Below are 25,968 nucleotides of genomic sequence, written 5' to 3' on the forward strand. Positions count from 1 at the left end.
CGGCCCCGACGAAGGAGCGACAGCAGATGGCCGAGAAGATCATCCGACGGAACATCCACACGTACCCGTTCAAATACCGGCACCACGAGTACGACGAGTACTTCCGCCCCGAGAACGCGGTGCTCTACCTGCACGTCCCGTTCTGCATCACCAAGTGCGGATTCTGCGACTACACCGTCTACATCAACCGGAACGAGCAGCACTTCGCCCAGTACGTCGACGTGCTCGAACGCGAGATCCGCGCCTTCGCCGCCAATCGGGCCTTCCCCGCGTTCCGGGTCGACGCGGTGTATTTCGGCGGCGGTACGCCGGGCATCCTCACCGGCGACCAGACGGCCCGGCTGCTGGACGCCTGCCGGGAATCGTTCGAATTCAACGAGGGCGCGGAGATCGGCCTGGAATTCGACCCCTCGACGGTCGACGAGGCCAAGATCGCGCGCATGCGGGAGGCCGGATTCACCCGGCTCAGCGTCGGGGTCCAGGCCTTCGACGACCGGCTGCTGGAGATCTGCAACCGCTCGCACGAGCTCGCCACCGCCGAGCGCGCCTTCCGCACCGTCGTCGACGGCGGCTTCACGCACACCAACATCGACCTGATCTTCCCGCTGCCCGGCCAGTCCGTGGACGACTGGAAGCGCAGCGTCGACCGGGCCATCGAACTCGAACCGGCCTGCATCACGGCCTACGGCCTGGAGATCTGGCCCAAGACGGCGTTCCACTCGCTCATCACGTCCGGGAAGATGGCGCTCCCCTCGGCGCAGGACGAGCGCCGGATGTACGAGTACGCCATCGACGCGCTGGAGGCGGCGGGCTTCGCCCGACGCAGCTCGACCGGGTACTACCACCCCGACCGCTGCGCCGACTACTCGCGCTTCCTGGAGTACTACTGGCGGACCTGGCCGATGATCGGATTCGGCGTCTCGTCGAAGAGCGTGATCCACGACCGGCTGTTCGTCAACGTCAAGCCGCTCAAGAAGTACTACGAGATGGTTGGAAGTGGTCAAATCCCGCTGGATTTCGCCACGTACCTCACCAAGGAACAGGAAATGCGCCGCGTCATGATCCGCGGCCTCAAGATGTGCGAGGTCAACCGGCCGGACTTCCACGACCGGTTCGGCGTCACCATGGAGGCCGTCTTCGGGGCGGAGATCGAGCAGCTCGTCGACAAGGGATGGCTGGAGGAACGGGGCACGGACGTGTATGCGCTGACCAGGCTCGGTCAGTTGTTGTCGACCAATGTGTACGAGCTGTTCTACGCGCCGGAAGATCTCAGTCCCGCCGAAGGGGATGAGGTACGGTTCGGCATATCGGAGCTCGTCGAGTGACCTGATCGGCGGGTGTTGTGACGAGGGGCAGAGCGAATTGTCGCGCACGTGCTCGCACCAGGCCTTCCGCCGGGCCTTGAGCCGGGACTTCCACCGGGGCTTTCGTGGGGACTCCCGTGGGGACTTCCGCCCGGACTTCCACCGGACCGGAATGATCGCGGTGACCTGCGGGGGACCGCGGTGAACATCCTCCCCGCATGGTTCGCCGGGCTCAGCCTCGGCTTCCTGGTCGCCCTGCCCCTCGGCCCCATCGGCCTGCTGTGCGTGCGCAGCGTCCTGCGCGACGGCTTCCCGACCGGCTGGGCGATCGGCCTGGGCGCGGCCCTGGTGGACATCGCCTACGCCGGCCTGGGCCTCGCCGGGGTCGGCAGGCTGCTGGACGTCCCCGCGCTGCGCACGGCCCTGGGGCTGGCCGGGGCCGCCGTGCTGGTGTACATCGGCGCGCGCTCGCTGCGCTCCGCCTTCCGGGTCCAGGCGGCCACCGAGGACGAGCGGAACCCCGAAGTGGTCCGCCCGCTGGCGGCGTTCCGCACGGCGCTGGCGGCCACCGCCTCCAACCCGGCGACGATCGGCTACTGGGCCGCCGCCTTCGCCGCGGCCACGGCGGCGAACGTCACCGGGACGCTGCCCGCCTCGGTGTCCATGCTGGTCGGCGTCGGCTGCGGCACGCTCCTGTGGTTCACCCTGCTGAGCACGGGCGTGGTGGTGTTCCGCCGGCGCTTCAGCGCCCGGCTGCTGAAGGGCGTCGACCTGGTCGCCGGGATCGGGGTCATCCTCTTCGGCGGCTTCCTGGCCTACCAGTCGCTCGCCTGAACCGGCCGCGGTGACGGCGTCGGGCGGCGGCTGACCGAGGCCCTTCGCCGAACTCCCAGCTGTGTGGCGGGAGTTCGGCGGCGGCCCCGGCTTCCGAACAGCCCGGTGTCCGCGCCGCCGCCCGCCTCCGCGCCTCGGGGACGGCAGCGGGCCGGACGCCCGTCCCCCTGGAGGAACCGATGGCGTCCCACCGTCCCCCTGGCGTCGATCCGAACGGAAAACCTTGGCGGCTGGGGGAGTTACTTCCCAGGGCGCTGGTGTACCTGGCCGGCTGCGTGGTCTTCTCGACGGGCGCCCACTTCTTCATCCAGTCCGATCTGGGCACCGACCCGCTCGACGTCTTCTCGCTGGGCGTGCTCAAGCACCTGCCGCTCACCATCGGCCTGTGCCAGGCGGCCGTCGCGGTGGTGTGCATCGGCGCGTGGGCGGCGTGGAACCGCAAGCGCCCGGTGGTCTCGCCCTTCGTGACCTTCTTCCTATGCGGCAGCCTGATCGACCTCTTCCAATGGCTGCGGCCTGCCGCCTGGTTGGGGCTGAGCAGCTACCCGCTGATGCTGCTCGGCGCGCTGCTGTGCGCCTACGCCTCGGCGCTGATCATCATGAGCGGCTTCGGCATCCGGGCCATCGACTTGCTGGCGATCACCATCCGGCACCGCTGGACCTGGCCGTTCTGGTGCGCGAAGGGGCTGATCGAAGGGGTGCTGCTGCTCTGCGGCTGGCTGCTGGGAGGCCCGGTGGGCATCGGCACGGTGGCCTTCCTGGTCTTCGTGGACCTGCTCATCGAGCCCTTCGTCCGGTTCAACCGGCGCTTCCTCGACATTCCGGACCACGGCTTCGCGGTCGCCCTGGCCGTGCCCTGACCGGCGCCGGTCCGTCCGCTCCGGCGGCGGTCCGGCCCGCTCCGGCGTCGGCCGGTGGCGGACCGGCTGCCGGAGTACCGTGGAAGGGGTCGAGGCACCGCCGCCGTCGGCGGTTGCCGCAGGTGTCCTCGACCCGTGGCGAGCCCGGCGGCCCGGGCCTTTCGGAGGCGGTGGTGGCCGGTGACCGTCCACGGTGCAGGTGCGGCGGACGTGGTGCGACGTGGTGCGACGCGGGGACCGGAGGCGCCGGTGGCGCGAGAGAGCATGCCCGCGGTCGACGACTCCCGGCAGAGCCCGGTCGGAGCCGTCGGCAAGGTGACGGTGCCCATTCCGGCGGGCGGCCCGGGCGAGGTCCTGGTCGCCCTCCGGGGTGGTTCGGAGGTGTTCGCGGCCTGGTGCTCGGAGCCGGTCGGCCGGGACGTCCGGGTGGTCGTGGTGGACGCGATCTCGGCCCGCTCGGTGATCGTCGAGCTGCTGCCGCCCTAACCGCGGTTTCGGATCCCAGCTGGTCAGGTGGTCGGTCATGTTCTTCTGGCACGTTCCCGCACCCAACGAGGCGATGCTCATCTCCGGGTCCAAGCACCAGGCGCAGGACACCCAGTTTCGCATCGTCACCGGGCACGGCAGCCTCGTCCTGCCGGTCAAGCAGAAGGTCCGCATGCTCTCCCTGGCCCTGCGGGAGGCGGAGATCGCCGAGGACTGCGTGACCCAGCAGGGGATCCGGCTCACCGTGCGCGCGGTCTGCGTGTTCAAGGTCGGCGACGACGCCGTGTCGATCGCCAACGCGGCCCGCCGCTTCCTCTCGGAACAGGACCAGATGGAGGAGCTCGTCGGCCGGATCTTCGCCGGCCACCTGCGCTCGATCATCGGCGGGCTGACCGTCGAGCAGATCATCCGGGAGCGCAGCCGGGTCGCCCAGGAGGTGATGGCGGGCAGCCACGGCGAGATGGAGAAGCTCGGCATCGTGGTCGACGCGCTGCAGATCCAGGAGATCGAGGACTCGACCGGGTACATCGACAACCTGGCCGCGCCGCATGCGGCGGCGGTCGCCAGCCAGGCCCGGATCGCCCAGGCCAAGGCGGACCAGGAGGCCACCGAGCGGGAGCAGCAGGCGGCCGCGCTGAAGGCCGAGTACGAGCGGAACACCGCGATCAAACGGGCCGGGTTCCTCGCCGAGACCGAGCAGTCCAGGGCCCGGGCCGCCCAGGCCGGGCCGCTCGCCGAGGCCCGGGCCTCCCAGGACGTCATCGAGGAGCAGACCTCGCTCGCCCAGCGCCGGGCCGCGCTGGCCGCCCAGCAACTGGAGGCCGAGGTGCGGCGCCCGGCGGACGCCGAGGCCTACCGGCAGCGGACGCTGGCCGAGGCAGCGCGCGACCGGGTGAAGTTCGAGGCGGACGGCAGCGCCTACAGCGAGCGGGCGCTCGCCCAGGCGCAGGCGGACGCCAACACCGCCCGGGCCGACTCCCTGCGCGGCGGCAACCAGGAGCTCATCGCGGCCAACCGGATCGTGGAGAACCTGCCGGCCCTCGCCGACGCGGCGGCCCGTGGCATGTCGGGAGCGGAGCTCACCGTCCTCAACGGCAGCGACGGGGTCAACCAGATGGCGGCGGGCATCGTCAGCCAGGGCCTCGCCATCCTGCACTCGCTCCAGCACTCGACCGGCCCGTTCGGCGACGGCAAGTCCAAGCCCCGCTTCCCGGAACGGACCTGAGGCGCGCCGGGGCCTGCGGGCCGGGGCGTCAACGGGCGGCGACGAGGCCGTCCACCAGGGCCCGCAGGCCGTCCAGGTAGGTGTCGTCGGTGGTCAGCGCGGCCCAGCGGTCCGCGACCTGTGCGAGGCGGGGGAGTTCGTCCGGGTCGAGGCCGCCGAACACCTGCTCCCGGTAGGTGGCGCGCTCGTCGTCCGCGCGCCGCCGGGCCGCCGCCGCCCGGACCACCAGCTCGCCGGCGGTGTAGTACCAGATCGTGCGGTACCCCTGTACGGCGCGTTCCGGTGTGAGGCCGCACGCGGTGAGGCCGTCGACGATCTGCTCGACGAACCACAGCGCGGACGCGGACATCAGGTCGTCGGCGGTCAGCACCTCGACGATCCAGGGGCAGCCGGCCAGCGCCTCGTGGATCGCGGCGGCGGACCCGACGACGCGGTCGCGCGGGTCGGCGGGCAGCTCGGGCCGGCGCAGTGTCCGCGCCGCGTAGTCGTCCAGCAGCAGGACGAGCAGTTCCTCCTTGTCGCGCACGTGGTGGTAGAGCGCCATCGGCGTACTGCCGACCTCGGAGGCGAGGCGGCGCATGGTCAGCCGGTCCACGCCCTCCTCGGCCACGATCCGGCGGGCCGCCTCGACGACCTGCTCACGGGAGATGCGGGGCGGTCGGCCCGAGGTCCTGCGCGGTGCGGTCGGCATGGGTCCATCATTCCCCAGGGGTCGACAGCGGCGGTCGTGCGGGGTTAGTTTTCTTACGCGTATAGAAATTGCTGACCGGAAGGAACACCGCCATGACGCCCACCGTCGTCGACCTGTTCGCCTCGGCCCTGCACTTCCACCCCGACGGCGAAGTCCGAGCCGCCGGGCGGCAGATGGCCGGCGGCGCGCCGGGCACCTGGCACCTCGGCGCCTTCCACGTGGAGACCGACGCCGACGTCCACGCCGACCACTGGGAGATGCACCCGGAGGCCGACGAGGCGGTGTGCTGCCTCACCGGCGGCGCGCGGCTCCACCTCCGCCCCGCGGACGGGGACGGGCGCGGCGCGGGGGGAGGTGCCGACGAGATGGTGCCGCTGCCCGCCGGCAGCGCCGTGGTCGTCCCCCGGGGCCGCTGGCACCGCCTCGAACTCGACGGCCCCAGCGACCTGATGTCGCTCACCCTGCGCCACGGCACCCGGCTCGAAAAGCGCACCGATACCCCCTGACCGCGGGCGCGGCCCGGTGGCACCGCCGCCGGGCCGGTCAGGACTCCCCGCTCCACGACCGCCAGAGCGCCGCGTACCGCCCGCCGGCGGCGACCAGCTCGTCGTGGGTGCCCAGCTCGACGATGCGGCCCGCCTCCATGACGGCGACCCGGTCCGCGTCGTGCGCGGTCTGGAGCCGGTGGGCGATGGAGATGACCGTGCGGTCGGAGCGCACGGCCGCCATCGCCCGCTCCGCCTGCCGGGCCGTGGTCGGGTCGAGCAGGGAGGTCGCCTCGTCCAGGATCAGGGTGTGCGGATCGGCCAGCTGGACCCGGGCCAGGGTGAGCTGCTGGGCCTGCGCGGCGCCGAGTTCGGTCCCGCCGGTGCCCAGGAGCGAGTCCAGCCCGTCCGGGAGGTCGCGCACCCAGTCCGCCTCCACCAGGGCGAGCGCGGCCAGGACCGCCGCGTCCTCGGCGTCCGGGGCGGCCAGCGTCATGTTCTCCCGGAGCGTTCCCATGAAGACGTGGTGCTGCTGGGTGATGAGGACGACGCGGTTGCCCAGCTCGCCCGCCGCGGCGAGGTCCGCGACCGGCACGCCGCCGACCAGGATCCGCCCCGCGTCCGGGGCGTCGACGCCGGCGAGCAGCTTGCCGAGGGTCGACTTGCCGGCGCCGGACGGGCCGACCACGGCCAGCCGCTCGCCCGGCCGGACCACCAGGTCGACGTCCGTCAGCACGTCGTGCGAGCCGGTGTAGGAGTACCGCACGCCGATGGCCTCGATCCGGTCGTCGGCGGGGCGCGGGCCGGTGGCCGGCGGCTCCTGCGACACCAGGCCGACGCCCTTGATGCGGGCGAACGACGCACCGCTGCTCTGCAGTTGCTCGACCCAGTTGAGCGCCCGGTCCAGCGGGTCGACGAGCTGCCACATGTAGAGGCCGCCCGCCACCACCGCGCCCAGCGTCACCGAGCCGTGGAGGTAGCCGAGGCCGCCCACCAGCAGGATGAGGGCCGTCGGCAGCGCGTGCGCGAACTCGGTGACCGGGAACAGCACGGTCCGCAGGAACAGGGTGCGCACCCGGGCCCGGTAGGCGGTGTCGACGGCCCGGTCGACCACGCCGTCCTGGCGCGCCCCGACCCCGTACGCCTCGATGGTCCGGGCGCCGTGGGCGGTGGAGTCGAGGACCTCGGTGACCCCGCCCGCCGCGGCCCCCTCGGCGAGGTAGGCCTCCCGGGCCCGGGACAGGTACCAGCGGCTCACCGCCCAGACGATCGGCAGGCCCACCAGGGCGCAGAGCCCGATCAGCGGGTCGAGCAGGAACGTCGCGGTGAGGATGACCAGCACCTGGACGACGGCGATGAAGACGTCCGGGGCCGCGTTGCGCAGGGTGGCGGCCACGGTGCCCACGTCCAGCGAGGAGCGGGTCACCAGGTCGCCGGCGCCGACCCGTTCCGCGTACCGCCCGGGCAGCGCGAGCGTCCGCTCGACGACCTCCTCGCGGAGCCGGGCCAGGGCGCGTTCGCCGAACCGGTGGGAGAGGTGGCGGGCGTAGCGGGTGAGCACCAGCTGGGCGAGGGCGAACCCCAGGACCGCCGCGGCGAAGCCGTCCACCTGGCCGACCGTCAGCTCGCCGTTCTCGACCCGGGTGACGATGCGGCCCAGCAGCCACGGCCCGGCGACGCCCGCGAGGGCGGCGAGGCAGGTGAGGGCGACGATCGCGCCCATCGCCCGGCCGTCGTCCGCCAGCAGGCGCCAACTGGCCCGGCGCACCGTCGCGGTGTCGGCGACCGGGAGGCGGTGGGGGGCGTGGCGGTCGTCGGGGCCGTCGGGGCCGTCGGGGTCGCTCATCGGGCCAGTCCTTCCTCGGTGCCCGCGGCGACGCTCCGCGGGTGGTCGTCGGTCGCGGCGCCCGCGGGGCGGTCGGCGCCTGCCGGGATGGTCCGTGGGCGGTCGTCGGTCGCGGCGCCCGCCGGGCGGGCGTCGGTGCTGCCGCGGAACACCAGCGCCGCGTAGCCGGGGTCGCGGGCCAGCAGCTCGCCGTGGGTGCCGGTGGCCCGGACCTTGCCGTCCACCAGGTGGACCACCTCGTCGGCGCGGCCGAGTACCAGGGGGGAGGTGCTGACGACCAGGGTGGTCCGGCCGCCGCGTACGGCGCCGATCCGGGCCGCCACAGCCGCCTCGGTGAGCGCGTCCAGCGCCGAGGTGGGCTCGACCAGCAGCAGCACCTTGGGATCGGCCAGCAGCGCGCGGGCCAGCCGCAGCCGTTGGCGCTGCCCGCCCGAGACGTTGCCGGCGCGGTCGTCGAGCGGCGCGTCCAGGCCGCCCGGCAGGGCGTCGACGATGTCCTCGGCCGCGGCGGCGTGCAGGGCTCGCCGCAGTTCCTCCTCGATGCGGTCGCCGCGGATCGACACCGCGGAACGGAGCGTGCCGCCGAACAGGTACGCGTCGTCGTCCGACACCAGGACGTGGCGCCGCAGCTCGGCGGGCACCCAGTCGGACAGCCTGGTGTCGCCCCAGGTGGCGTCCGAGTCGGTGTAGCCGGCCAGCCGTTCGACGACGGCCCGGGCCTCCTCGGGCCGGGCGGCGGCCAGCGCGGTGAGCCGCCCGGGCCGCAGCAGCAGGCCGGAGTCGGGGTCGCTCAGCACCGCCGGCGCTTCCGGCGGGTCCGTCAGTGTCCGGCTGCGCGTCGAATCCGGCCGCAGCGCCAGGATGTCGGTGACCCGGCGGGCGGAGACCAGCCCGCGCGGCAGGTCGTCCGCGCCCTCGATGAAGGCGGAGACGGGCACCAGCAGGGCCGCCACGTAGCCGTAGACGGAGACGAGTTCACCGACCGTGATCGAACCGGCGGCCGCCATCCGGGCGCTGAGCCAGGTCACCACGGCCAGGAAGACCACCGGCAGGCAGGCGCCGAGCGCCTGCACCCAACTGGTGAACGAGGCCACCCGGTAGCCGAGCGGCACGAGGGCCTGCGAGCGCTCCCGGTAGCGCCGGGCGAACATCGGCTTGCCGCCGATGCCGTTCAGCACGCCCAGCCCGGCGACCAGGTCGCCGGCCAGGGCCGTCAGCGCCCCCTGCTGCTCGCGGTAGCTTCCCTCGGCGCCGTGCAGCTTCCCCAGCAACGGGCCGACGGTGAGGGCCAGCAGCGGCACCCCGAGGAGGATCACCGCCGCGAGCAGGACGGAGATCCGGACCAGCAGGACGGCGGTGGCGAGGTAGGCGATGACCGCGCCGACGCCGGGCCCGGTGATGGTCAGTGTCTGCGCGATCCGGCCGATGTCGCCGGCCTGGAGGTGGGTCAGCTCGCCGGCCGACACCTGGCGCGGCAGCGTCGTCCCCAGCCGGTTGACGTGCCGGGCGATGACCTGGACGGTGCGGTACGCGGCGTCCACCCGGATGAAGGTCATGGTGCGGTGCCGCAGGATCCCGAGGACGGCGATGAGCGCGCCGACCGCGAGGACGGCCGACACCCAGAAGACCAGCGCGCCGCTGTCGCGGGCCCGGAGGCCCTCGTCGATCGTCCTGGACATCAGGTAGGGCGGCAGCATCAGGGCGCACATCCACAGGCTGCCCCAGGTCGCGCCGAGCAGTACGCGGCCGCGCTGCCTGCGCACCAGCCACCAGAGGAAGCGCAGCGGACTCCGGTGGTCCGGCACCCCGGGATCGCGGTAGGGGACCCGGCGCGCACCCGCGGGCAGGTCCGGTCCGGCGCCGGTCATCCCGCCTGCCCTCGGACGGGGCCCCGGGCCGCGAACTGGTCCAGGATTCGCTGATGTCTCATTCCCGGAGTCTGGCAGACCGCCCCACCACGGAACTGACGCACCCACAGGTCGGGGGGCGGCGGGCCTGCCGCCCCCCGAAGTGCTCAGCCGGCGCCGGGGGCCGCCAGGTTGCGGGGCGGCAGGGCTCAGGCGATGCCGCGCGGGTTGAGGACGGTGAAGCGCCAGCCGCCGTCGGCGTCGCGGCGGGCGATGTTGGCGGTGGTGCCGGTGGGGGCGATCCGCTCGCCGTCGGGGCCGTCGATCTCCAGGGTCCAGTCGGTGACCAGGAGGGCCGTGTCCGCGCCGATGACCTTGTGCCGCGGGACGTTCGTCAGCCTGCCGCGGGCGGCGACGGTTCCGCCGATCTCCGCACGCAGTGCTTCGACGCCGGTGAGGAGCTCGCCGGCCACCGTGCGCATGGCGGCACCTTCGGCGAACAGGGCCAGCACGTCGTCGACGTCTCCGGCGTTCAGCGCGTCCTGGAACACGGTCGGCAGCTGCGTGGGGTCGGTGATGACAGGGAGCATGGTGAGAGGTCCTCAGGTCGGGAACGGGTGGTGGTGACGGCCCTTCGGTGCGGCGCCCGGTGCGGTGCTCGCTGTGCTGCCGGGCGTGGCGCCCGGTGCGGCGCCCGCTGCGGTGTTCGCTGCGGTGCCCGCCGTTCGCCCGTGACTCCACGATGCCGCCGCAGCCACCCCTCGGGCGAGGTAGAGTCGGGACTCGACATGGTCGAAAGTGGACAGCGCGACGTCGTCGACATCGCCTACGACAACCCCGACCGCTTGCGGACCGGCATTGAGGTGCTGACCTTCGACGCGCTGAAACCGCGCCTGAAGAGCGCGGTCGCCCGCCGGCCGAGCCGCCTGGACTTCCACCAGCTCATCCTGGTGCGCGGCGGCGAGGGCACCGCCATGGTCGATTTCGTCACCTACCCGTGCACCCGCGGCACACTGCTGCACCTGCGGCCCGGCCAGGTGCAGCGCCTGCCCTCGGACGCGAACGGCCACCCCGCGGACCTTGACGCCGTCCTGCTGCTGTTCACCGCCGACTTCCCGCCGCCGCTGCCCGCGACGCAGCAGATGCTCGACGGGTTCGGCCCCGTCGCACGGCTCCTGCCGCCGGCCGAGCTCGACGCCTTCGACCGCGCCGTGACGGAGCTGGACACGGAGTACCGGAGGCTGCGGGACGGGCAGGCCCCCGGCCCGACAGCGCCCGTCGATGCCGATGCCGATGCTGATGTCGATGCCGAGCTGACCGGAGTGCTGCTGCGCCAGCTCCTCGGCGCGCTGCTCATCCGCATGGCGCGCCTCCCGGACCCGGCCGGACGCCCCGCCCTCTCCCCACCCGGTGCCGGGGTCTACCCCGCGTTCCGCCGCGAACTGGAACGCTCCTTCGCCGCCACCCGCTCCGTCGAGGACTACGCCGCGCGGCTCGGCTACTCCCCGCGCACCCTGACCCGCGCCTGCCTGGCCGCCACCGGCCGCAGCGCCAAGCAACTCGCCGACGCCCGCGTCGCCCTACAGGCACAGCGGCTGCTCGCCCATACCGACCTGCCCGTGGCCGCGATCGGTCGCGCGCTCGGTTTCACCGAGGCCACCAACTTCGGCAAGTTCTTCGCCCGAGAGACCGGCCGCACCCCGGGCGACTTCCGCCGGGCCCAGCGATGATTCCACCCCGCCCAGCGGTGACGGGGCCTGCGATCCTCATGACCGATACACGGATGAGACGCGCTCCACACGGGAACCTGACGTGACCGATGGACGGATGAAACGCCTCCTCGACAGGAACCTGACATCCCGCTCCTACCGTGCGACGCATGCCACCTACCTATGGCCAGACCAGCAGTCAGCACAACCGGAACCACGACCGGGCCCGCGGCCGAGCGCGCGGCCGAGTCCTCCTGACCGCCCTCGTGGTGGCCGCCGGCCTCGCGCTGGCGGCACCCGCAGGGGCCGCGCCGCAGGACGGGGCCGCCACCAGCCAGGTGGCCGTCCACCCGGAGGCGGTCACGCCCGCGCAGCAGCAGGCCGTCCTGGACTACTGGACCCCGGAGCGGATGGCCGCCCTGACCCAGCCGTCCTCCGGCAACCCGCCCAAGAGCGGCCCCGACGGCGCTCCGTGGACCGGCTCCGCCACCCTGAGCAAGACGGTGGGCCGGCTCTTCTTCACCGACCACGGCGAGGACGGGAGCTGCACCGCGACCGTCGTTGGCAGCGCCAACCGCAGCACCGTCGTCACGGCGGCGCACTGCGTCAACAACACCGACCTGCTCGGTGAGAACAACGAGTGGCTGACGAACTCGATGTTCGTCCCCGGCTACCGCGACGGCACCGCCCCGTACGGCACGTTCGTCGCCCGCACCGGGGTCGTCCACGCCACCTGGCTCCTCAACGACCAGCAGGACGGCAAGTACTCCGCCTACGACCAGGCGTTCCTGGTCCTGAACGGCAACGCCGAGGGCAAGCGGGTCCAGGACGCCGTCGGCGCCGCGCAGCGCATCGGCTTCGACCGGCCGGGCAGCGCGAAGGTCCACGAGTTCGGCTACCCGCGTGCGGCGTCGGGCGATCCGGCGCGCCAGGGCCTGCCCGAGTACACCGGGGCCCGGCTCGCCTACTGCGCGGGGCAGACCCGCGAGCACCCCGGTTTCCCTGGCCACCCGGTGCCCCCGGGTGAGTGGGGCGCCCCCTGCGTGATGGGCGGCGGTTCCAGCGGCGGCCCCCGGATCGCCGACTTCGACCCGTCCTCGGGGATCGGCACCGTGGTGGGCGACAACACCCAGGGCCCGTCCTTCGACTCCTCGGGCCGGGTCTGCGACTTCGGCGACACCTCCTGCACCCGGCACCTGGTCGGCCCGCAGTTCACCTCCGCGATCACGAAGCCGCTGTACAAGGCGGCCGAAAGCGCCCGGATCGCCGGCTGACACCGCCTGGTGGGGGCGGTCGGTGGAACTCCACCGACCGCCCCCACCAGGTCACCTTTGGGGCGCGGCGCCGTCCGCGCCCACCACCAGCCAGTGGGACGGAAGGTCGATCCGGCTGCCGTCGGGCGCGAACTCGGTGAGGAACAAGGGCAGTTCGCCGGAGGCGAGGACGGTGAGCCCGGCGGTGCGGAACAGCTCGCCGAAATCCGAGTCGACGACCTCGGCGGGGGCGAGGCCGTGCTCGAAGACGGGGCGCAGCTTCGGGGGAGGGCCCTGCGGGCTCTGGGCGAGGCCGGCCAGGACGGCCTTCGCCGACGAGGACAGCTCGACGACGAACGCCCGGCCGCGACCCCCGACCAGGGTGGCGATGGCGTCGGCGACCGGCTGGCGGTCGGCCGGCTCGGACTGGTGGATCAGGCCGCGCACATACACGTTGGCATCGCCGAGCCGGGCGTGCAGCTCCCGGACGCCCGGCCCGTCGGTGGCATCGAGCTGGGTGAACTCGGCCCGCCCGTCCGGATGCTGGGTGCGGGCGAGCTCCACGGCGGCGGTGGACAGGTCGACCCCGAGGACGCGGCCGAAGCGCTCGGCGAGGAAGCGGGTCTGGGTGCCGTTGCCGCAGCCGACGTCGACGACGGGCAGCGCCGGGTCGGCGAGGTAGGGGTCGAACAGCGCGAGGTGCACGCTCGCGGTGAGCGCCGGCTCCGCGTCCCAGATCACCGCGCCGGCCTCCGCCGGTGCGTCGCGCCAGAAGCCCTCCCAGGCGTTCAGGTACCGACTCGACACGGGCATGGCGGAGAACCTCCCAGCTGGTGGAGCACGGTGTCGGGATCGGCCCCGGACGGTGGGCGGCGCGTGGGAAGTCCCACGGAGGCCTTCGACCCCCGGCTCTCCCTGACCCCCGAGCTGCGCGCAGCTCCGCCCGACCGGACGGCCGATGACGGTCAGTCACGCTAACGACCCCGGCGGGCGAGGCCGGCCGCGAGTCACCCGAATGCGGTAGTTCCGAGGGAAGTTCGCCCGAACGGCCGCCCCGCCGTGCGAGCGCGTCGCGGTGACCCCGCAGGGGCGGTGACCCCGCAGGGTCGGTGCGAGGCTCAGCCGGTCACGCTCGCGGGGGTGGCGGCGAGGTCGCGGACCGTGTCGGCGATGGCGTGGAAGTCCTTGCGCAGGATCTTGGAGTGGTTGCTCGCGACCTTCGTGCTGACCCGGATGTTCGGGTTGCGGGCGAGCACCGGGTCGAGGTTGGTGCGGATCTGTTCCATCAGCTTCGCCTCGCCGCCCAGGTTGCCGCCCGAGGCGACCACGTACCGGACCGGTGCGGTCACCCGGTCGAAGACCGGGTCGAGGGCGGCGGGCGCGCAGAGCTCGTTGATTTCGAGGTTGATCTCGGCGTGCTGCTCGGCGCTCATCCGCGCGGCCATGCCGAGTCGGCGGGCGATCGGGAACAGCGGGCTCAGCCGGCGGAACAGCTTGCGGACCTGCTCCCGGGTGGCGTCGTCGAGCCACTCGTGCGGGAACGCGCCGTCCACGGACACCGCCCCGAGGACGCGGTCCGGGTGCCGGGCGGCCCAGTGCACCGCGAGCATCGCGCCGTAGGACCAGCCCACCAGGATCGGCCGGTCCACGCCCCTCGCGGCGAGGACGGCGTCGACGTCGCGCAGGCACGCTTCGAACGAGTAGTCCGCCGAGCGCTTCGACTTGCCACGGGCGCGCTCGTCGAAGGTGATGTGCCGGTAGTCGTCGCCGAGGTCGGCGATGACGCGCCGCCAGTGCGACTGGTCGGCGTAGGAGCCGTTGAGGTAGACCACGGGACGGCCGGGCCCGCCGGTGTCGGTCACGGCCAGGGCGGTGTCGTCGACGGAGACCATGCCGGTCCAGGCGGGCTGCTCGATGGTCATGGTGTGCCTTCTTCCGGGTGCGGGTGCGGGTGCTGGGGTGGCGGGCTGCCGCGGGCCGCTCTGCTGCGGCTCGTTGTTTCTGATGATGGAAACGCTACGTTGCCTTCACGGTCAGTAGCAACAAGTTCGTTGCTCGCAATCTGTATATATGCAGGTGAAGGCGCGATTATCGTTGCAGTGGCCTTGAATTTAACGCAACGTCAGCCACCGTGTTCGTTGCACTGGAATGGGAGTGAACGCTATGGTGAGGGCATTCGGGGAAGCGTGAAGGGAGAATCGCGGTGCCGGGAGGCAGGCTCACTCAGCAGGAACGCCAGCAGATCGCGCTGGGGATGGCCGACGGCCTCGCCTACGCGGAGATCGCCAGGCGTCTCGACCGCCCCACCTCGACGGTCACGCGCGAGGTGATGCGCAACGGCGGCCCCACCGCCTACCGTGCCGACCTGGCCCACCGGGCCACCGAACGCCGCCGCGCCCAGCGGCGCAGGCCGGCCGCGCCCCGGGGGCCGGAGGCGCCCCCGCAGGCCCACGGGCGCGATGCCGAGGCCGTGCGCGAGTACCAGGAGACGTACACCACCGTCCTGATGGCCTCCGGCATGCCCAAGATGACGGCCCGGGTGCTGGCCTGCCTCACCCTCACCGACAGCGGCAGCCTCACCGCGTCCGAACTCGCCCGGCACCTCCAGGTCAGCCCGCCGTCGATCTCCAAGGCGATCGCGTTCCTCGACGGCCAGGGCCTCGTCCGCCGGGAGCGCGACGAGCGCCGCCGCGAGCGCTACGTCGTCGACGACGACGTCTGGTACCAGTCGATGATGGCCAGCGCCCGCGCCACCGCCCACCTCGTCGAGGTCGCGCGGCAGGGCGTCGGCGTCCTCGGCCCGCAGACCCCGGCCGCCACCCGCCTGGAGAACATCGCCCGTTTCGTCGACTTCGTCTCCGAGAGCATCGTCCGCGCGGCGGAGCAGGCCCGCGAGATCCTCCACGCGAAGCCCGAGGCGACCCCGTCCGGACCGGCCGCTCCGCGTCCGGACCACGGATAGCCGGCGGTCACCGGGAGGCGGCGCGGTAGGCGCGGCGCCAGGGGCCCGGGTCCGCGCCGAGGGCCTGGACGATGTCGGAGAGCAGTTCGACGTCCAGGCGTTGGCGTCCGCTGCGGAAGCAGTCGTAGACGGTGATCCGCCCGGGTGTGCGTTCCCCGGCCGGGACGCCGCGGGCTGCCCGGACGGAGCTGATCCGCCGGACGATGGTCGAGTAGGAGGGGCTGCCGGCCTCCTGCCTGAGCAGGGTGAGGGACTCGGCGAGCGCGTCCAAGGAGTGCGAACGGGCTAGCGTCGCAGCGGAGTTGACCTCGGCGGCCCGGCAGGAGCACGGGGCCGCCGTGGTGCGCATAGGTGACCAGGTCAACGCTCTGTCCTCCCCCCGCCGGGCCTGCGTGAACAGCCTCTTCGCGCCGGGGGTTCCTGTCAACTGAGGTGAATCAAATGGCGAAATCCATACACTCCCGTTTGTTCGGGATCGTTCGGAAAGCTGCCCAGGCCCTCAACTCCGCTGCCAGGATGGCCGCATTCCGCAGTGACACGACGTCAGAGAGGGAGGTGTCGGACCTCATGAAGTCCGCCCGAAAGATCGTCTCAGCCCTGGCACTCGCGATCGGCCTGAGCGTCTCGTTGCCCGTCGCCGCCGCGCAGGCCGACCCCGCCAATCCGCAGCCCTACGCCTACGGTTACCTCGCCGCGCTCGCCCGCCCGGCCAGCGGCGGCCCCAACGGCACCTACTACTGCATGGACGAGTACCGGCAGACCAACGGCGACGGCCGGCCGGTCGTCCTGCGCCCGTGTGACGGCTCCTGGAACCAGTTCTGGTTCGTCTCGGAGGACGGCCTCATCCACAGCACCAACGACGGCCGCTGTCTGTCGGGCCACGTCCCGAGCGGCCCGTCCGACAGCCCGGGCGCCACGGCGGTGGGGTGCAACGGGGGTGACCCGAAGCAGCGTTGGACGTTCGGCACCGACCGCGGCGTGTGCAACGCCGTCGGTGCCTGCCTGACCTACGTCGGCAACCAGGGCCCGCGGAACTCCTACGGACTCTGGACGCTGGGGCGGAACGCGAGCATGGGGCAGACCCAGGAGTTCGACTGGCACCACTCCGACAGCGACCGTCCGATCAACCCCAACATCTAGACATCTGGGCCCTGTCAGGGGACCGGCGTGGCCGGGGCCGAGGCGGTGATCGCCTCGGCCCCGGCCGAACGGGGGGCGCCGGTCACCAGACGCGGCGGTCGGCGGGGGTGCCCAGGCCGGTGCGGAGGTGGCGGACGAGGCTGCGCCGCAGCTCGCGGTCCTGGTCGGTCTCGACGGGGAGGTCGAGCTGGACGATGTCCACGCCGGCCGAGCGGAGCAGGCCGATGCGGGCGGCGACGGTGGCGGGGGAGCCGGCGTAGGCGGCGGTGAGCGAGCGGCGGATGTAGGCGGCGACCTGCTCGTCTCCCCGGGACGGGTCGGAGCGGCCGCGCTCGCGGTCGCGGTCGAGCTGGACCGCTTCCGTCCAGGGCCCGCCGCCGGAGGTGAGGCGGAGGGCGTCGCGGCGCAGCCGGCGGACGCGGTCGCGGGCCGCCTCGTCGGTGTCGGCGAGGACGACGGTGACGTGCCGCCAGATCCGCAGGGTCCGGCCGTGCGCGGCGGCGGCGGTGCGGACCTGGGCTATCCGCCGACGGGTGTCCGGCAGCGGCAGCGGGCTGACGGCGTAGACCTCTGCGTAGCGGGCCGCCAGGTCGAGGCCCTGCGGTGACGAGCCGCCGAAGGAGAGCAGCTCGCCGCCGGGTCTGGGGTGCAGGCCGGGCCGGGCGGCGGACACGGTGTAGAACTCGCCCTTGTGGTCGATGTCCTGGTCGGCGGCGAGGTAGCGGGTGAACAGGTCGAGGTACTCGTCGGCCCTGCGGTAGCGCTCCTGCTTGTCCAGGAGGTCGCCGTCGCGGGCCGTGTCGTGGTCGCTGGAGCCGATGATGACGTGGGCCGCCGCCCGCCCGCCGGAGAGGCGGTCCAGGGTCGCGAGGGAGCGGGCGGCGACGGTCGGCGCGGTGGTGCCGACCCGGTGGGCGACCGCGATGCGGAGCCGTGTGGTGGCGGCCAGGGCCCAGGAGGCCACCAGCCACGGGTCGGGCCACGAACTGGACTGCACCACCAGGGCGCTGTCCAGCCCGTCCTCCTCGTTCTCCCGCGCGGTGCGGGCGACGTACGCGGGGTCGGCGGTGCGGTCGCGGCCGTCGGGGGCCCAGCGCAGGGCCTGGCGTTCCTGCGCGGTGTGGCCGGGAACGGGTGCGGCGCGGACCCCGCCGCGGATTTCGAGTGGCACGGCTCTCCTCCGGTCGTGAGCGTCGTGAGGGTGGCAGGGGATGGGGACGGGTGGGGCGCGACGGTCAGAGGGCGGCCGGCCCGAGCCGGGCCAGGGTGTCGAGCAGCTTGGCGCGGCTGACGAACACCTCGGGCGGCAGCGACACGTACAGCTGGATGGTGGTGACGCCGGGGCGGTGGTAGGCGAGGATGCGCTCCCGGCACTCCTCCGGCGAGCCGCTGATGAACAGCCCGTCGACGACCTCGTCGGGCAGCGCCTTCTGGGCGCCCTCCGGGTCGCCGGCCGCCCAGAGGCGGTGGGTCTCGGCGAGGAGTTCGCCGTGGCCCAGCCACTCGTGGAACTTGCGGTACGGCTCGCGGTTGAGGATCCAGGCGAGGAACGGCCGGCTGGCGCGGTGGGCGTAGTCGGTGTCCTCGGTGGGGCAGACGAAGACCTTGACGACCAGTTCCTTCCCGGGCGGCTGCGGGCCGACGGCGTCCAGGATCTTCGGCACGTCGTGCGGGAACAGCAGGTTGGTGATGGCGCCGTCGCCCTCGTTGAAGCCGAGCCGGAGCATGTTGGGCCGCAGCGCGCCCAGGATGACCTTGACCGGCTCGGTCGGCGGGTGCGGCAGCCGGTAGCCGGTGATGTCGAAGGTGTCGAACCCGCCGGTGACGTACTCGCCGCGCAGCGCCCGGGTGACGAAGCGCAGGACGTCCCTGGTCCGCTTGAACGGCTCGTCGAACGGGATGCCGTTGATGTCGGTGACGTGGGCGGGCACCGAGGCGCCGATGCCCAGCAGCAGTCGGCCCGGCGCGAGTTGGGCGAGCGTCGCGGCGGTCTGGGCGAGCACGGCCGGGCCGCGGGTGTGCACCGGGACGATGCCGGTGCCGATCCGCAGCGAGGGGGACCAGGCCGCCGTGGCGGCCAGCGGGGTGAAGGCGTCGGTGCCGCCGCCCTCGGCGCTCCACACGTCGGTGTAGCCGAGGTCGGGCAGCCGCTCGACCAGGAACCGGTGCCGGTCGATGGTCAGGCCGGGCAGCGGGAGGGTGATGCCCCACTTGGGCGGTGCGGCGGGCACGGGGCCGTGCGCGGAGCCGGGCGGGACGGTCCCGCTGTGGTGGTGCGGTCGGTGCGGGTCGGTCATCGGGATGGCCGTCCTTCCTGTGGTGCGCGGTGCTCTTCGGAGCCGGGGGAGAGGCGGTGTCCGCGGGTCAGCGGACCCATACGGTGGTCAGGTCGAGGAACCAGGACTGCGGCTGCACGAGCCCCTGGACCTTCGGCGAAAGGGCCCGCGGATTGCGGTCGTTGACCACGAACAGCCAGGGCGCGTCCTGGGTGACCAGGGCGAGCGCCTTGCGGTACCCGGCCTGCCGGGCGGTCTGGTCGGCATCGGCGGCCGAGGAGGCGAGCAGCTCGTCGACCTGCGGGTTGGTGTAGTGGCCGGTCCAGAACGGGCTCTTGGAGCCGATGAACAGCGGGAGCAGCGCCTCGGACTGGAACAGCGTGGTGGACTGGGCGACGGCGTCCGAGCCGAGCGCCACCTGGCCCTTGGCCTCGGCGCCGATCAGCGTGGTCCAGTCGGTGGTGCGCAGCTCGACCTTGATGCCGACGGCGGCGAGATCCCGCTGGAGGGCCTCGGCGATCGGCACCGGCAGCAGGTTGCCGCTGCCGCCGGTGGGCACGGTGACGGAGGTGCTGAAGCCGTTCGGGACGCCGGCCTCGGCGAGCAACTGCCGGGCCTTGGCGGGGTCGTAGGAGTAGACGTCGCCGGCGGGGTCGTAGGCGGCGGTGGCGCGCGGTGCGGTCTGGTAGGCGGGGTCGGCGGTGCCGTGCAGCAGCTTCTCGGCGATGGCCTTGCGGTCGATCGCGAAGTTGGCGGCCCTGCGGACCAGCGGGTTGTCCCAGGGTGCCTTCGAGGTGTCCAGGATCCAGTACCAGAGGTGGTCGTAGCTGTTCGTGGCGATCTGGACGCCGTCGGCCTTGAGGCTGTCGATGTCGTCCGGGTTCGGGTACTCGATCCAGTTCACGCCGCCGGAGCGCAGGGCGGCGGTGCGGGCCGCGGCGTCCGGCAGCGCCTTGATCACGAGCCGGTCGAGCTTGGGGGCGCCGCGCCAGTAGCTCCTGTTGGCGGCCAGCTCGATCTGCTGGCCCTCGGTCTGCGAGACGAACGAGAAGGGGCCGGTGCCGACCGGGTGCTGGGCGAAGTCGGCCGAGCCGGACTTGCGGACGGCGGTGGGGCTCGCGATCAGGACGTGCGCGAGGTCCTCGGGGAAGTGGCCGTTGGGGTCCTTGGTGACCAGCTCGACGTGGTCGGCGTCGGTCTTGCGGTACGAGACGATGTCGCCCGCGTACTCGGCGGCGGCGGCGCCGAGGGCGTCGGTGTACTCGGGGCTCTTCTTGTCGAGGTAGCGGGCCAGGTTGAAGAGCACGGCGTCGGCGTCGAACGGGGTGCCGTCCTGGAAGGTGACGCCCTTGCGGAGGGTGAAGGTCCACGTCCTGGCGTCGGCGGCGACCTGCCAGTCGGTGGCCAGGGCGCCGGTGACGGCCGGCGGCTTGTCGGTGTCCTTGAGCAGTTCGTACCGGGTGAGGCCCTCGTAGAGCTGGAAGGAGACCAGCCGCTTGCCCTCGAAGCCGGCGCCGCCGATCACGGTGTCGGGGTTGGGGAGTCTGCCGGTGGCGCCGATGACCAGGGTGCCGCCGCGGCCGTCACCGCCGCCCGCCCCCGCGGAGCCGCCGCCGTCGGAGCCGGCGCAGCCGGCCGCCGCCGCGAGCAGAACGGCGGCGGCCGGCAGGGCGACGGCTCTGGAGCGGATACGGCTGGTGCGCGTCATGGTGAGTCCTCGTCGGTTCGGTGGTGCGGAGGTTCGGTGGTGCGGGGGTTCGGTGGTGCGGGGGTACGGAGGTTCAGCGGTGTGTCGGCACGGGGCTTCGGCGGCGGGTCACGCGACGCCGGTGGCGGCCTCCAGCAGCGCCCGGGTGTACGGGTGCGCGGGGGAGTCCCAGAGCAGGCCGGCGGGGCCCTCCTCGACCACCCGGCCGTGCCGCAGCACCAGGACCCGGTGGGCGAGGTGCCGGACGACGGCGAGGTCGTGGGAGATGAACAGGTAGGCCAGGCCGGTGCGTTCCTGGAGGTCGGTCAGCAGGTCGAGCAGGCGGGCCTGCACGCTGCGGTCGAGGGCGGAGGTCGGTTCGTCGCAGACGACCAGGTCCGGCCCGGTGGCCAGGGCCCGGGCGACGGCCACCCGTTGGAGCTGCCCGCCGGACAGCTCCCGGGGGTAGCGGTCGGCGAGCGCGGGCTCCAGGCCGACCTGGGTGAAGAGCCGGGCGACGGCCGCGGCGCGTTCGGCGCGCGGCGTGCCGTGCAGGCGCAGCGCGAAGGCGACCGCCTCCCCGGCGCGCAGGCTGGGGTTGAGCGATCCGCGCGGGTCCTGCGGGACGAACTGGAGCCGGCCCCGCAGCGCCCGGTCGGCGCGGCCGCGCAGCCGGTACGGATCGCGGCCGGCGAAGCGGACGCTGCCGGCGTCGGGGGCCAGCACCCCGAGGGCGAGCCGGGCCAGGGTGGACTTCCCCGAGCCGGACTCGCCGACCAGACCGACGGTCTCGCCCGGCGCGACGGTGAGGCTGACGGCGTCCAGGGCGGTCCGGTCGCCGTAGCGCTTGGTGACGGCGTCGACGACCAGGACCGGGCCCGGCGGGGCGTGGACGGCGTCAGGCCGGGCGTGGTCGACGGTGTTCATCGGCGGGCTCCCGGTTCGGCGGCCACCAGGGCGGCGGTGAAGGCGTGTTCCGGGTCGCCCAGCACCCGTTCGGCGGGCCCGAGCTCGACGATCCGGCCGGCCCGCATGACCGCCACGGTGCCGCCGATCCGGCGGGCCGCCGCGAGGTCGTGGGTGACCAGCAGCAGGGCGATGCCGCAGTCGGCGCGCAGGGTGGCGAACAGGTCGAGGATCCGCCCGCGGATCAGCGCGTCGAGCGCGGTGGTCGGCTCGTCGGCGATCAGCAGTTCCGGGCCGCAGCAGATCGCGACGGCGATGGCGGCGCGCTGGCGCAGGCCGCCGGAGAGCTCGTGCGGGTAGGCCCGGGCGACGCGTTCCGGGTCCGGGATGCCGGCGGTGGCGAGCAGCTTCGGGACGGCCGCGCGGGCGGCCCGGCGGTCGGCGGCGATCCCGTGCCGCCGCAGCACCTCGGCGAGCTGCGGGCCGATCCGGCGCAGCGGGTCGAGCGAGGCGGTCGGGTCCTGCGGCACGTAGCCGATGCGCCGGCCGCGGACGTCGGCCAGTTCGCGTTCGCCGAGCGCCCGCAGGTCGGTCCCGGCGAGCCGGACGCCTCCGGTGACGGCGGCGCCGTGCCCCGGCAGCCCGAGCACGGTGCGGGCGACGGTGGTCTTGCCGCTGCCGGATTCGCCGAGCAGTACCAGGGAGCGGCCGGCGGGCAGGGCGAGGGAGACGTCGTCGACGGCCCGGACCCCGCCGGGGTACTCGACGGTCAGGCCGTCGATCTCCAGCAGCGCGCTCATGCGCCCACCCGCTTCGCGGCCCGCGGCCGGGCCGAGCCGTCGGCCGAGCGGTCGGTGGAGCGGTCGGCGGACCGGCTCGCGGCGGCGGGGGCGGCGTGCGCCAGCAGGGCGGCGGTGTCGCCGACGCGGGTGCGCAGCGTCTCGCCGAGGGTGTTGAAGACGACCGAGACGGCGAGGATGACCAGGGCCGGCAGGACCGCCACCCAGGGGTGGGTGAGCAGCGAGGGCCGCAGCTCCTCCAGCATCGCGCCCCACTCGGCGGTGGGCGGGGCGACCCCGAGCCCGAGGAAGGACAGCCCTGCGGCGTACATGATGGCCAGCCCGACCAGCGAGGACGCGTACACCAGGACCACCGGCGCCACCACCGGGGCGACCTGGCGCAGGACCAGCGACCCCCAGCCGGCGCCGCTGACCCGGGCGGCCACCAGGTATTCGGCGGCCCGGACGCGTCGGGTCTCGGTGAACGCGACCCGTGCCACCGCGGGGGTGAGCACCACCGACAGCGCGAGCACGGTCGCGCCCAGGCCGGGTGTGAGCAGCGAGGCGATGGCGATCGCCAGCAGCACCCCGGGGAAGGCGTAGAGCACGTCCAGCAGGCGCAGCAGGGCCTGTTCGGTGATCCGGCCGCCGAGCCCGGCCACGACGCCGAGCAGGGTGCCGACGACGGCGGCCACCGCGACGGGGACGAGCCCGCCGGTGAGCGAGGCGCGCCCGGCCCAGATCAGCCGGCTGAGCAGGTCGCGGCCCTGGCCGTCGGTGCCGAGCGGGTGGCCGGGGCTGCCCGGGTCGAGCAGCCGGTCCGCCAGCCGCCCGGCGGCCGGGTCGTACGGGGCGACCAGCGGCGCGGCGAGCGCGAGCAGGACCAGCAGCGCGGCCAGGGCGGCGGGGACGGTCAGGCCGAGGTTCGCTCGGGCGAGGACACGTGACGTCACATCAGTTCCTTACTCGCGGGTCGATCGCCGCGTGCGCCGCGTCCACGAGGATGTTGACGCCGACGAACGCGACCGCCACCACCAGCACCCCGCCCTGCACGAGGGGCAGGTCGCGGGAGGTGAGCGCGTCGTACAGCAGCCGGCCGACGCCGGGCCAAGCGAACAGGGTCTCCACGAAGATCACCCCTTCCAGGAGGTAGGCGAGTTGCAGGCCGCCGATGGTGAGCAGTGCCGGTGAGGCGTTGTGCACGCAGTGCCGCAGCACGGTGGCCGGGCGCAGGCCGCGGGCGCGCAGCGAGTCGGCCAGCTCGCCGGCCAGCACGCCCCCCAGCGCGGCCCGGAACACCCGGGCGGTGAGCCCGAGCGGGACGAGCGCGGCGGCCACGGCCGGCAGGACCAGGTGGCGGGCCAGGTCGGGCAGGCCGCCGGAGCCGAACACGTCGTGCGTGCCCCCGGCCGGCAGCCAACGCAGGCCCACGGCGAAGACGGCGATCAGCAGCAGGGCCACCGAGTACTGCGGGGCGGAGACCGCGAGGGCGGACAGCGCGCCGGAGATCCGCCCGCCGGGGCCGCGCGGGCGCAGCGCGCCGACGGCGCCGAGCGCCACCCCGCCGACCAGCACCAGCAGGAAGGCGGCCGCGGTCAGGGTCAGCGTCTGGCCGAGCGCCGGGAGCAGCAGGTCGGCGACCGGGCGCTGACCGGAGACGGAGGTGCCGAGGTCGCCGGTCAGCGCGTGCCAGAGCCAGGAGGCGTAGCGGACGGGCAACGGCTGGTCCAGGCCGAGCCGTTCGGAGAGCTCGCGGCGGGCCTCGGGCGGTGCGCCCGGCCCGAGGAAGAGGGCCACCGGATCGCCGGGGACGAGCGTGACGGTCGCGAAGACGACGGCGGTGACGCCGAGCAGGGTCGGTACGGCCAGCAGGAGGCGGCGCAGCAGGAAGCGGGTCACCCGGCCCTCCGTGGCGTGGCGCCGGACTGGCCGGCGGCGGGCCGGTTGGGCGGGGCGGGCATGGGGCTGGTGGTCCTTCCGGGAGGGGCGGTTCGGGAGCGGGTCGGGACGGTCACCAGCGGTAACCGGCAGTCACCGGCGGCGTCCGGGGGGCTGGAGCGCCGGACCGGGGCCGTGGGACGGGCCGTTCGCCGGGGGCGGATGCCGCGTCCGGGCGGGATCGGGTGCCGGAGCACGGGTCGGGCGGTCCGTGGGACGTGGGACGTCGGTGCCGCTCCGGCAGCTGCGGCCGCTTGAAGGAGCGTTGCGGACCGGTGGCCCGGACAGCCAGTCAGCACTTGATGCTGTTACTCCTGGTCACAGCATCCGGAGTGTCAGGACCGCCACTGCCCAGGGCGCTGAGCCCCGGTTCCGTCCTTGACCTGCACAAGGAACCGGACCTAGGGTTCCCCGCATGGCTATTCGGCGGACCGACATCACCCTGGTCGGGATCGGCGGCTCGTGGCACCGACGGTGTTTCGACGAGCTCTGTCGCCCGCGCGCTGCGCGCTGACCGCCCCGTTCCCAGTCGCTGCGGTCGGCGCCCCTCCCCAGTCCCGGATTCCGCAGCCGACGCCCGTGCGCGTCCTCGACGGATCCTCGCCGCAGCACCCGTGCCCACCGGGCCGGCCCGCCACCAGCAAGGGGACCGTATCGCCATGCCGTACCTCAGACGCCCTGCCTCCGCCCCCGGGGGTGCGCGATGGCAGCAGTGAGCAAGATCGCCGTTCCGGCCGGCCCGCGCGGCCGCCGGCTTCCCGCCCGACGCGGCGCCTGCGGCGGCGCCACCCTGGTGGACGCCCCCGCCGCGGGCGCGCCGCCGGTGCACGCCGCACCACCGGCGCAGGCCGAGATCGACAACCCGCTCGATCTGATCGCCGGTCACCAGCTGCTGGCGGAGACGGTGACGCCGCCACCCCCGGCGGGGCCGACCGCCACCGGTTGCGGGTGCGGCCATCCGATGTGCGTGGAGGAGGACCGCGACCGCACGGCCGATGCCCGGGTGTTCCTGGTCGAGCGGCACTCGGTGGCCAGCGCCGGGCTGCGCAGCGTGCTGACGACCGTGCCCGGACTGGCCGTGGTCGGGTCCACCGGCGACCCGCTGCGCGCGGTGGCCGCCGTGCGCCGGGTCGCCCCGGACGTCATCCTGCTCGGCCGCGGCGCGAGCCTGGAGGCCGACCTCGCCGTCGTGGTGGCGCTGCGCGGCCCGGACGCGGCGCCCGACGCCCGGGTGCTGCTGCTGCGCCGGGCCGAGTCGACCGCGGAGGCGAGCCGGATGCTGCTGGCCGGGGCCAGCGGCTGCTTCCCGCTCGACCTGGCCGAGGACCGGATCATCAGCGCCGTCCAACTCGCCGCGGCGGGCGGGTCGGTGTTCCTGCCGGCGCCGCCGCCGGCCCGGACCCACACGGCGGTGCCCCCGCAGCACGTCGGCGAACTGCCGCCGCAGCACGCCGGGCTGACGGAGCGTGAGCGCGAGGTGCTGGTCCAGCTCGGGCTAGGGCTGAGCAACGCCGAGATCGGGCGTGAACTCGCCCTGGCCGAGGCCACCGTGAAGAAGCACCTCACCCAGGCCATGCGCAAGATCGGGCAGCCCGACCGGCTGCGCGCCGCGCTCTACGCCCACCGGCACGGCCTCGCCGGGTAGCGTACGGCCCGCCCGCTCGGGGGCGGGTGAGTTTCCTCACGCCAGGTGCCGCAGACGGGTGATTTGGGCGGTAATCGAGCGTAGGTGTGGAGACT

General features: G+C 73.8%; 25 protein-coding genes. 11 read left to right on the top strand and 14 right to left on the bottom strand.

Annotated elements, in window-relative coordinates:
• The first annotated feature begins 26 nt into the window (after nucleotides 1-26).
• The 5 genes from AB0O82_RS09610 to AB0O82_RS09630 all read left to right on the top strand — a co-directional run bounded on the left by AB0O82_RS09610 (nucleotide 27) and on the right by AB0O82_RS09630 (nucleotide 4,709).
• Nucleotides 27-1,325 (top strand): coproporphyrinogen-III oxidase family protein, encoded by a 1,299-nt coding sequence (locus tag AB0O82_RS09610; RefSeq protein WP_363581850.1) that lies wholly within the window; start codon nucleotides 27-29, stop codon nucleotides 1,323-1,325.
• Between the two features lie 180 nt (nucleotides 1,326-1,505).
• Nucleotides 1,506-2,138, top strand: coding sequence for a LysE family transporter (locus AB0O82_RS09615; RefSeq protein WP_363581852.1), 633 nt, complete (start codon nucleotides 1,506-1,508; stop codon nucleotides 2,136-2,138).
• A 179-nt stretch (nucleotides 2,139-2,317) separates the two neighbouring features.
• Nucleotides 2,318-2,998 (top strand): hypothetical protein, encoded by a 681-nt coding sequence (locus tag AB0O82_RS09620; protein ID WP_208869047.1) that lies wholly within the window; start codon nucleotides 2,318-2,320, stop codon nucleotides 2,996-2,998.
• A gap of 249 nt (nucleotides 2,999-3,247) precedes the next feature.
• Complete coding sequence (locus tag AB0O82_RS09625; protein WP_350880803.1) at nucleotides 3,248-3,484, top strand: hypothetical protein; 237 nt, start codon at nucleotides 3,248-3,250, stop codon at nucleotides 3,482-3,484.
• A 37-nt stretch (nucleotides 3,485-3,521) separates the two neighbouring features.
• Nucleotides 3,522-4,709 (top strand): SPFH domain-containing protein, encoded by a 1,188-nt coding sequence (locus AB0O82_RS09630; RefSeq protein ID WP_363581854.1) that lies wholly within the window; start codon nucleotides 3,522-3,524, stop codon nucleotides 4,707-4,709.
• Between the two features lie 28 nt (nucleotides 4,710-4,737).
• Here the strand turns inward: AB0O82_RS09630 and AB0O82_RS09635 are convergent, their stop codons facing one another.
• The gene (locus tag AB0O82_RS09635) at nucleotides 4,738-5,400 is read right to left on the bottom strand and encodes a TetR/AcrR family transcriptional regulator (protein WP_363581856.1); all 663 of its coding nucleotides are present in this window, start codon (nucleotides 5,398-5,400) and stop codon (nucleotides 4,738-4,740) included.
• A 92-nt stretch (nucleotides 5,401-5,492) separates the two neighbouring features.
• Between AB0O82_RS09635 and AB0O82_RS09640 the strand changes: the two genes are divergently transcribed.
• Nucleotides 5,493-5,906, top strand: a complete 414-nt coding sequence (locus tag AB0O82_RS09640; protein ID WP_363581858.1) for a cupin — start codon at nucleotides 5,493-5,495, stop codon at nucleotides 5,904-5,906.
• A 37-nt stretch (nucleotides 5,907-5,943) separates the two neighbouring features.
• On the opposite strand, the gene AB0O82_RS09645 is transcribed toward AB0O82_RS09640, so the two are convergent.
• From AB0O82_RS09645 to AB0O82_RS09655, 3 genes are all read right to left on the bottom strand, one after another.
• The gene (locus AB0O82_RS09645; RefSeq protein WP_363581860.1) at nucleotides 5,944-7,731 is read right to left on the bottom strand and encodes an ABC transporter ATP-binding protein; all 1,788 of its coding nucleotides are present in this window, start codon (nucleotides 7,729-7,731) and stop codon (nucleotides 5,944-5,946) included.
• Nucleotides 7,728-9,599, bottom strand: coding sequence for an ABC transporter ATP-binding protein (locus AB0O82_RS09650; RefSeq protein WP_363581862.1), 1,872 nt, complete (start codon nucleotides 9,597-9,599; stop codon nucleotides 7,728-7,730). The genes AB0O82_RS09645 and AB0O82_RS09650 overlap by 4 nt, the downstream gene beginning before the upstream one ends.
• Before the next feature lie 188 nt (nucleotides 9,600-9,787).
• The gene (locus tag AB0O82_RS09655; RefSeq protein WP_363581864.1) at nucleotides 9,788-10,168 is read right to left on the bottom strand and encodes a nuclear transport factor 2 family protein; all 381 of its coding nucleotides are present in this window, start codon (nucleotides 10,166-10,168) and stop codon (nucleotides 9,788-9,790) included.
• Between the two features lie 198 nt (nucleotides 10,169-10,366).
• Here AB0O82_RS09655 and AB0O82_RS09660 point away from each other — a divergent pair, with 198 nt between their 5' ends.
• Together AB0O82_RS09660 and AB0O82_RS09665 are read left to right on the top strand one after the other, a co-directional pair.
• Entirely contained in the window at nucleotides 10,367-11,308 is a 942-nt protein-coding gene (locus AB0O82_RS09660) for a helix-turn-helix transcriptional regulator (protein WP_363581866.1), read from the top strand.
• Between the two features lie 149 nt (nucleotides 11,309-11,457).
• Complete coding sequence (locus AB0O82_RS09665) at nucleotides 11,458-12,561, top strand: hypothetical protein (RefSeq protein WP_363581868.1); 1,104 nt, start codon at nucleotides 11,458-11,460, stop codon at nucleotides 12,559-12,561.
• Between the two features lie 51 nt (nucleotides 12,562-12,612).
• Here the strand turns inward: AB0O82_RS09665 and AB0O82_RS09670 are convergent, their stop codons facing one another.
• Together AB0O82_RS09670 and AB0O82_RS09675 are read right to left on the bottom strand one after the other, a co-directional pair.
• Nucleotides 12,613-13,353 (bottom strand): class I SAM-dependent methyltransferase, encoded by a 741-nt coding sequence (locus AB0O82_RS09670; protein WP_363581870.1) that lies wholly within the window; start codon nucleotides 13,351-13,353, stop codon nucleotides 12,613-12,615.
• Nucleotides 13,354-13,658: 305 nt separating this feature from the next.
• Complete coding sequence (locus tag AB0O82_RS09675) at nucleotides 13,659-14,462, bottom strand: alpha/beta hydrolase (protein WP_363581872.1); 804 nt, start codon at nucleotides 14,460-14,462, stop codon at nucleotides 13,659-13,661.
• A 281-nt stretch (nucleotides 14,463-14,743) separates the two neighbouring features.
• Between AB0O82_RS09675 and AB0O82_RS09680 the strand changes: the two genes are divergently transcribed.
• Complete coding sequence (locus AB0O82_RS09680) at nucleotides 14,744-15,502, top strand: helix-turn-helix domain-containing protein (protein ID WP_363581874.1); 759 nt, start codon at nucleotides 14,744-14,746, stop codon at nucleotides 15,500-15,502.
• A gap of 7 nt (nucleotides 15,503-15,509) precedes the next feature.
• Here the strand turns inward: AB0O82_RS09680 and AB0O82_RS09685 are convergent, their stop codons facing one another.
• Entirely contained in the window at nucleotides 15,510-15,866 is a 357-nt protein-coding gene (locus tag AB0O82_RS09685) for a hypothetical protein (protein ID WP_363581876.1), read from the bottom strand.
• Nucleotides 15,867-16,069: 203 nt separating this feature from the next.
• Here AB0O82_RS09685 and AB0O82_RS09690 point away from each other — a divergent pair, with 203 nt between their 5' ends.
• Nucleotides 16,070-16,642, top strand: a complete 573-nt coding sequence (locus AB0O82_RS09690) for an RICIN domain-containing protein (protein WP_363581878.1) — start codon at nucleotides 16,070-16,072, stop codon at nucleotides 16,640-16,642.
• An 82-nt stretch (nucleotides 16,643-16,724) separates the two neighbouring features.
• Here AB0O82_RS09690 and AB0O82_RS09695 read toward each other — a convergent pair whose 3' ends face one another.
• From AB0O82_RS09695 to AB0O82_RS09725, 7 genes are all read right to left on the bottom strand, one after another.
• Nucleotides 16,725-17,813, bottom strand: coding sequence for an LLM class flavin-dependent oxidoreductase (locus AB0O82_RS09695; protein ID WP_363581880.1), 1,089 nt, complete (start codon nucleotides 17,811-17,813; stop codon nucleotides 16,725-16,727).
• Nucleotides 17,814-17,877: 64 nt separating this feature from the next.
• Nucleotides 17,878-18,939 carry an LLM class F420-dependent oxidoreductase gene (locus AB0O82_RS09700; RefSeq protein WP_363581882.1) on the bottom strand — a complete coding sequence of 354 codons (1,062 nt, stop codon included), beginning with the start codon at nucleotides 18,937-18,939 and terminating at the stop codon, nucleotides 17,878-17,880.
• A gap of 67 nt (nucleotides 18,940-19,006) precedes the next feature.
• Nucleotides 19,007-20,626: an ABC transporter substrate-binding protein gene (locus AB0O82_RS09705; RefSeq protein WP_363581884.1), complete on the bottom strand. Its 1,620-nt coding sequence runs from the start codon at nucleotides 20,624-20,626 to the stop codon at nucleotides 19,007-19,009.
• 108 nt (nucleotides 20,627-20,734) lie between these two features.
• Complete coding sequence (locus AB0O82_RS09710) at nucleotides 20,735-21,532, bottom strand: ABC transporter ATP-binding protein (protein ID WP_363581886.1); 798 nt, start codon at nucleotides 21,530-21,532, stop codon at nucleotides 20,735-20,737.
• Nucleotides 21,529-22,311, bottom strand: coding sequence for an ABC transporter ATP-binding protein (locus AB0O82_RS09715; RefSeq protein ID WP_363581888.1), 783 nt, complete (start codon nucleotides 22,309-22,311; stop codon nucleotides 21,529-21,531). The genes AB0O82_RS09710 and AB0O82_RS09715 overlap by 4 nt, the downstream gene beginning before the upstream one ends.
• The gene (locus AB0O82_RS09720) at nucleotides 22,308-23,243 is read right to left on the bottom strand and encodes an ABC transporter permease (RefSeq protein WP_363581890.1); all 936 of its coding nucleotides are present in this window, start codon (nucleotides 23,241-23,243) and stop codon (nucleotides 22,308-22,310) included. Before AB0O82_RS09720 ends, AB0O82_RS09715 begins: the two co-directional genes overlap by 4 nt.
• Nucleotide 23,244: 1 nt before the next feature.
• Nucleotides 23,245-24,189: an ABC transporter permease gene (locus AB0O82_RS09725; RefSeq protein ID WP_350880832.1), complete on the bottom strand. Its 945-nt coding sequence runs from the start codon at nucleotides 24,187-24,189 to the stop codon at nucleotides 23,245-23,247.
• Nucleotides 24,190-24,931: 742 nt separating this feature from the next.
• Between AB0O82_RS09725 and AB0O82_RS09730 the strand changes: the two genes are divergently transcribed.
• Complete coding sequence (locus AB0O82_RS09730; protein WP_363581893.1) at nucleotides 24,932-25,873, top strand: response regulator transcription factor; 942 nt, start codon at nucleotides 24,932-24,934, stop codon at nucleotides 25,871-25,873.
• Nucleotides 25,874-25,968 lie beyond the last annotated feature (95 nt).

This window comes from Kitasatospora sp. NPDC088264 (assembly GCF_040685715.1).
Taxonomy (GTDB): Bacteria; Actinomycetota; Actinomycetes; order Streptomycetales; family Streptomycetaceae; genus Kitasatospora.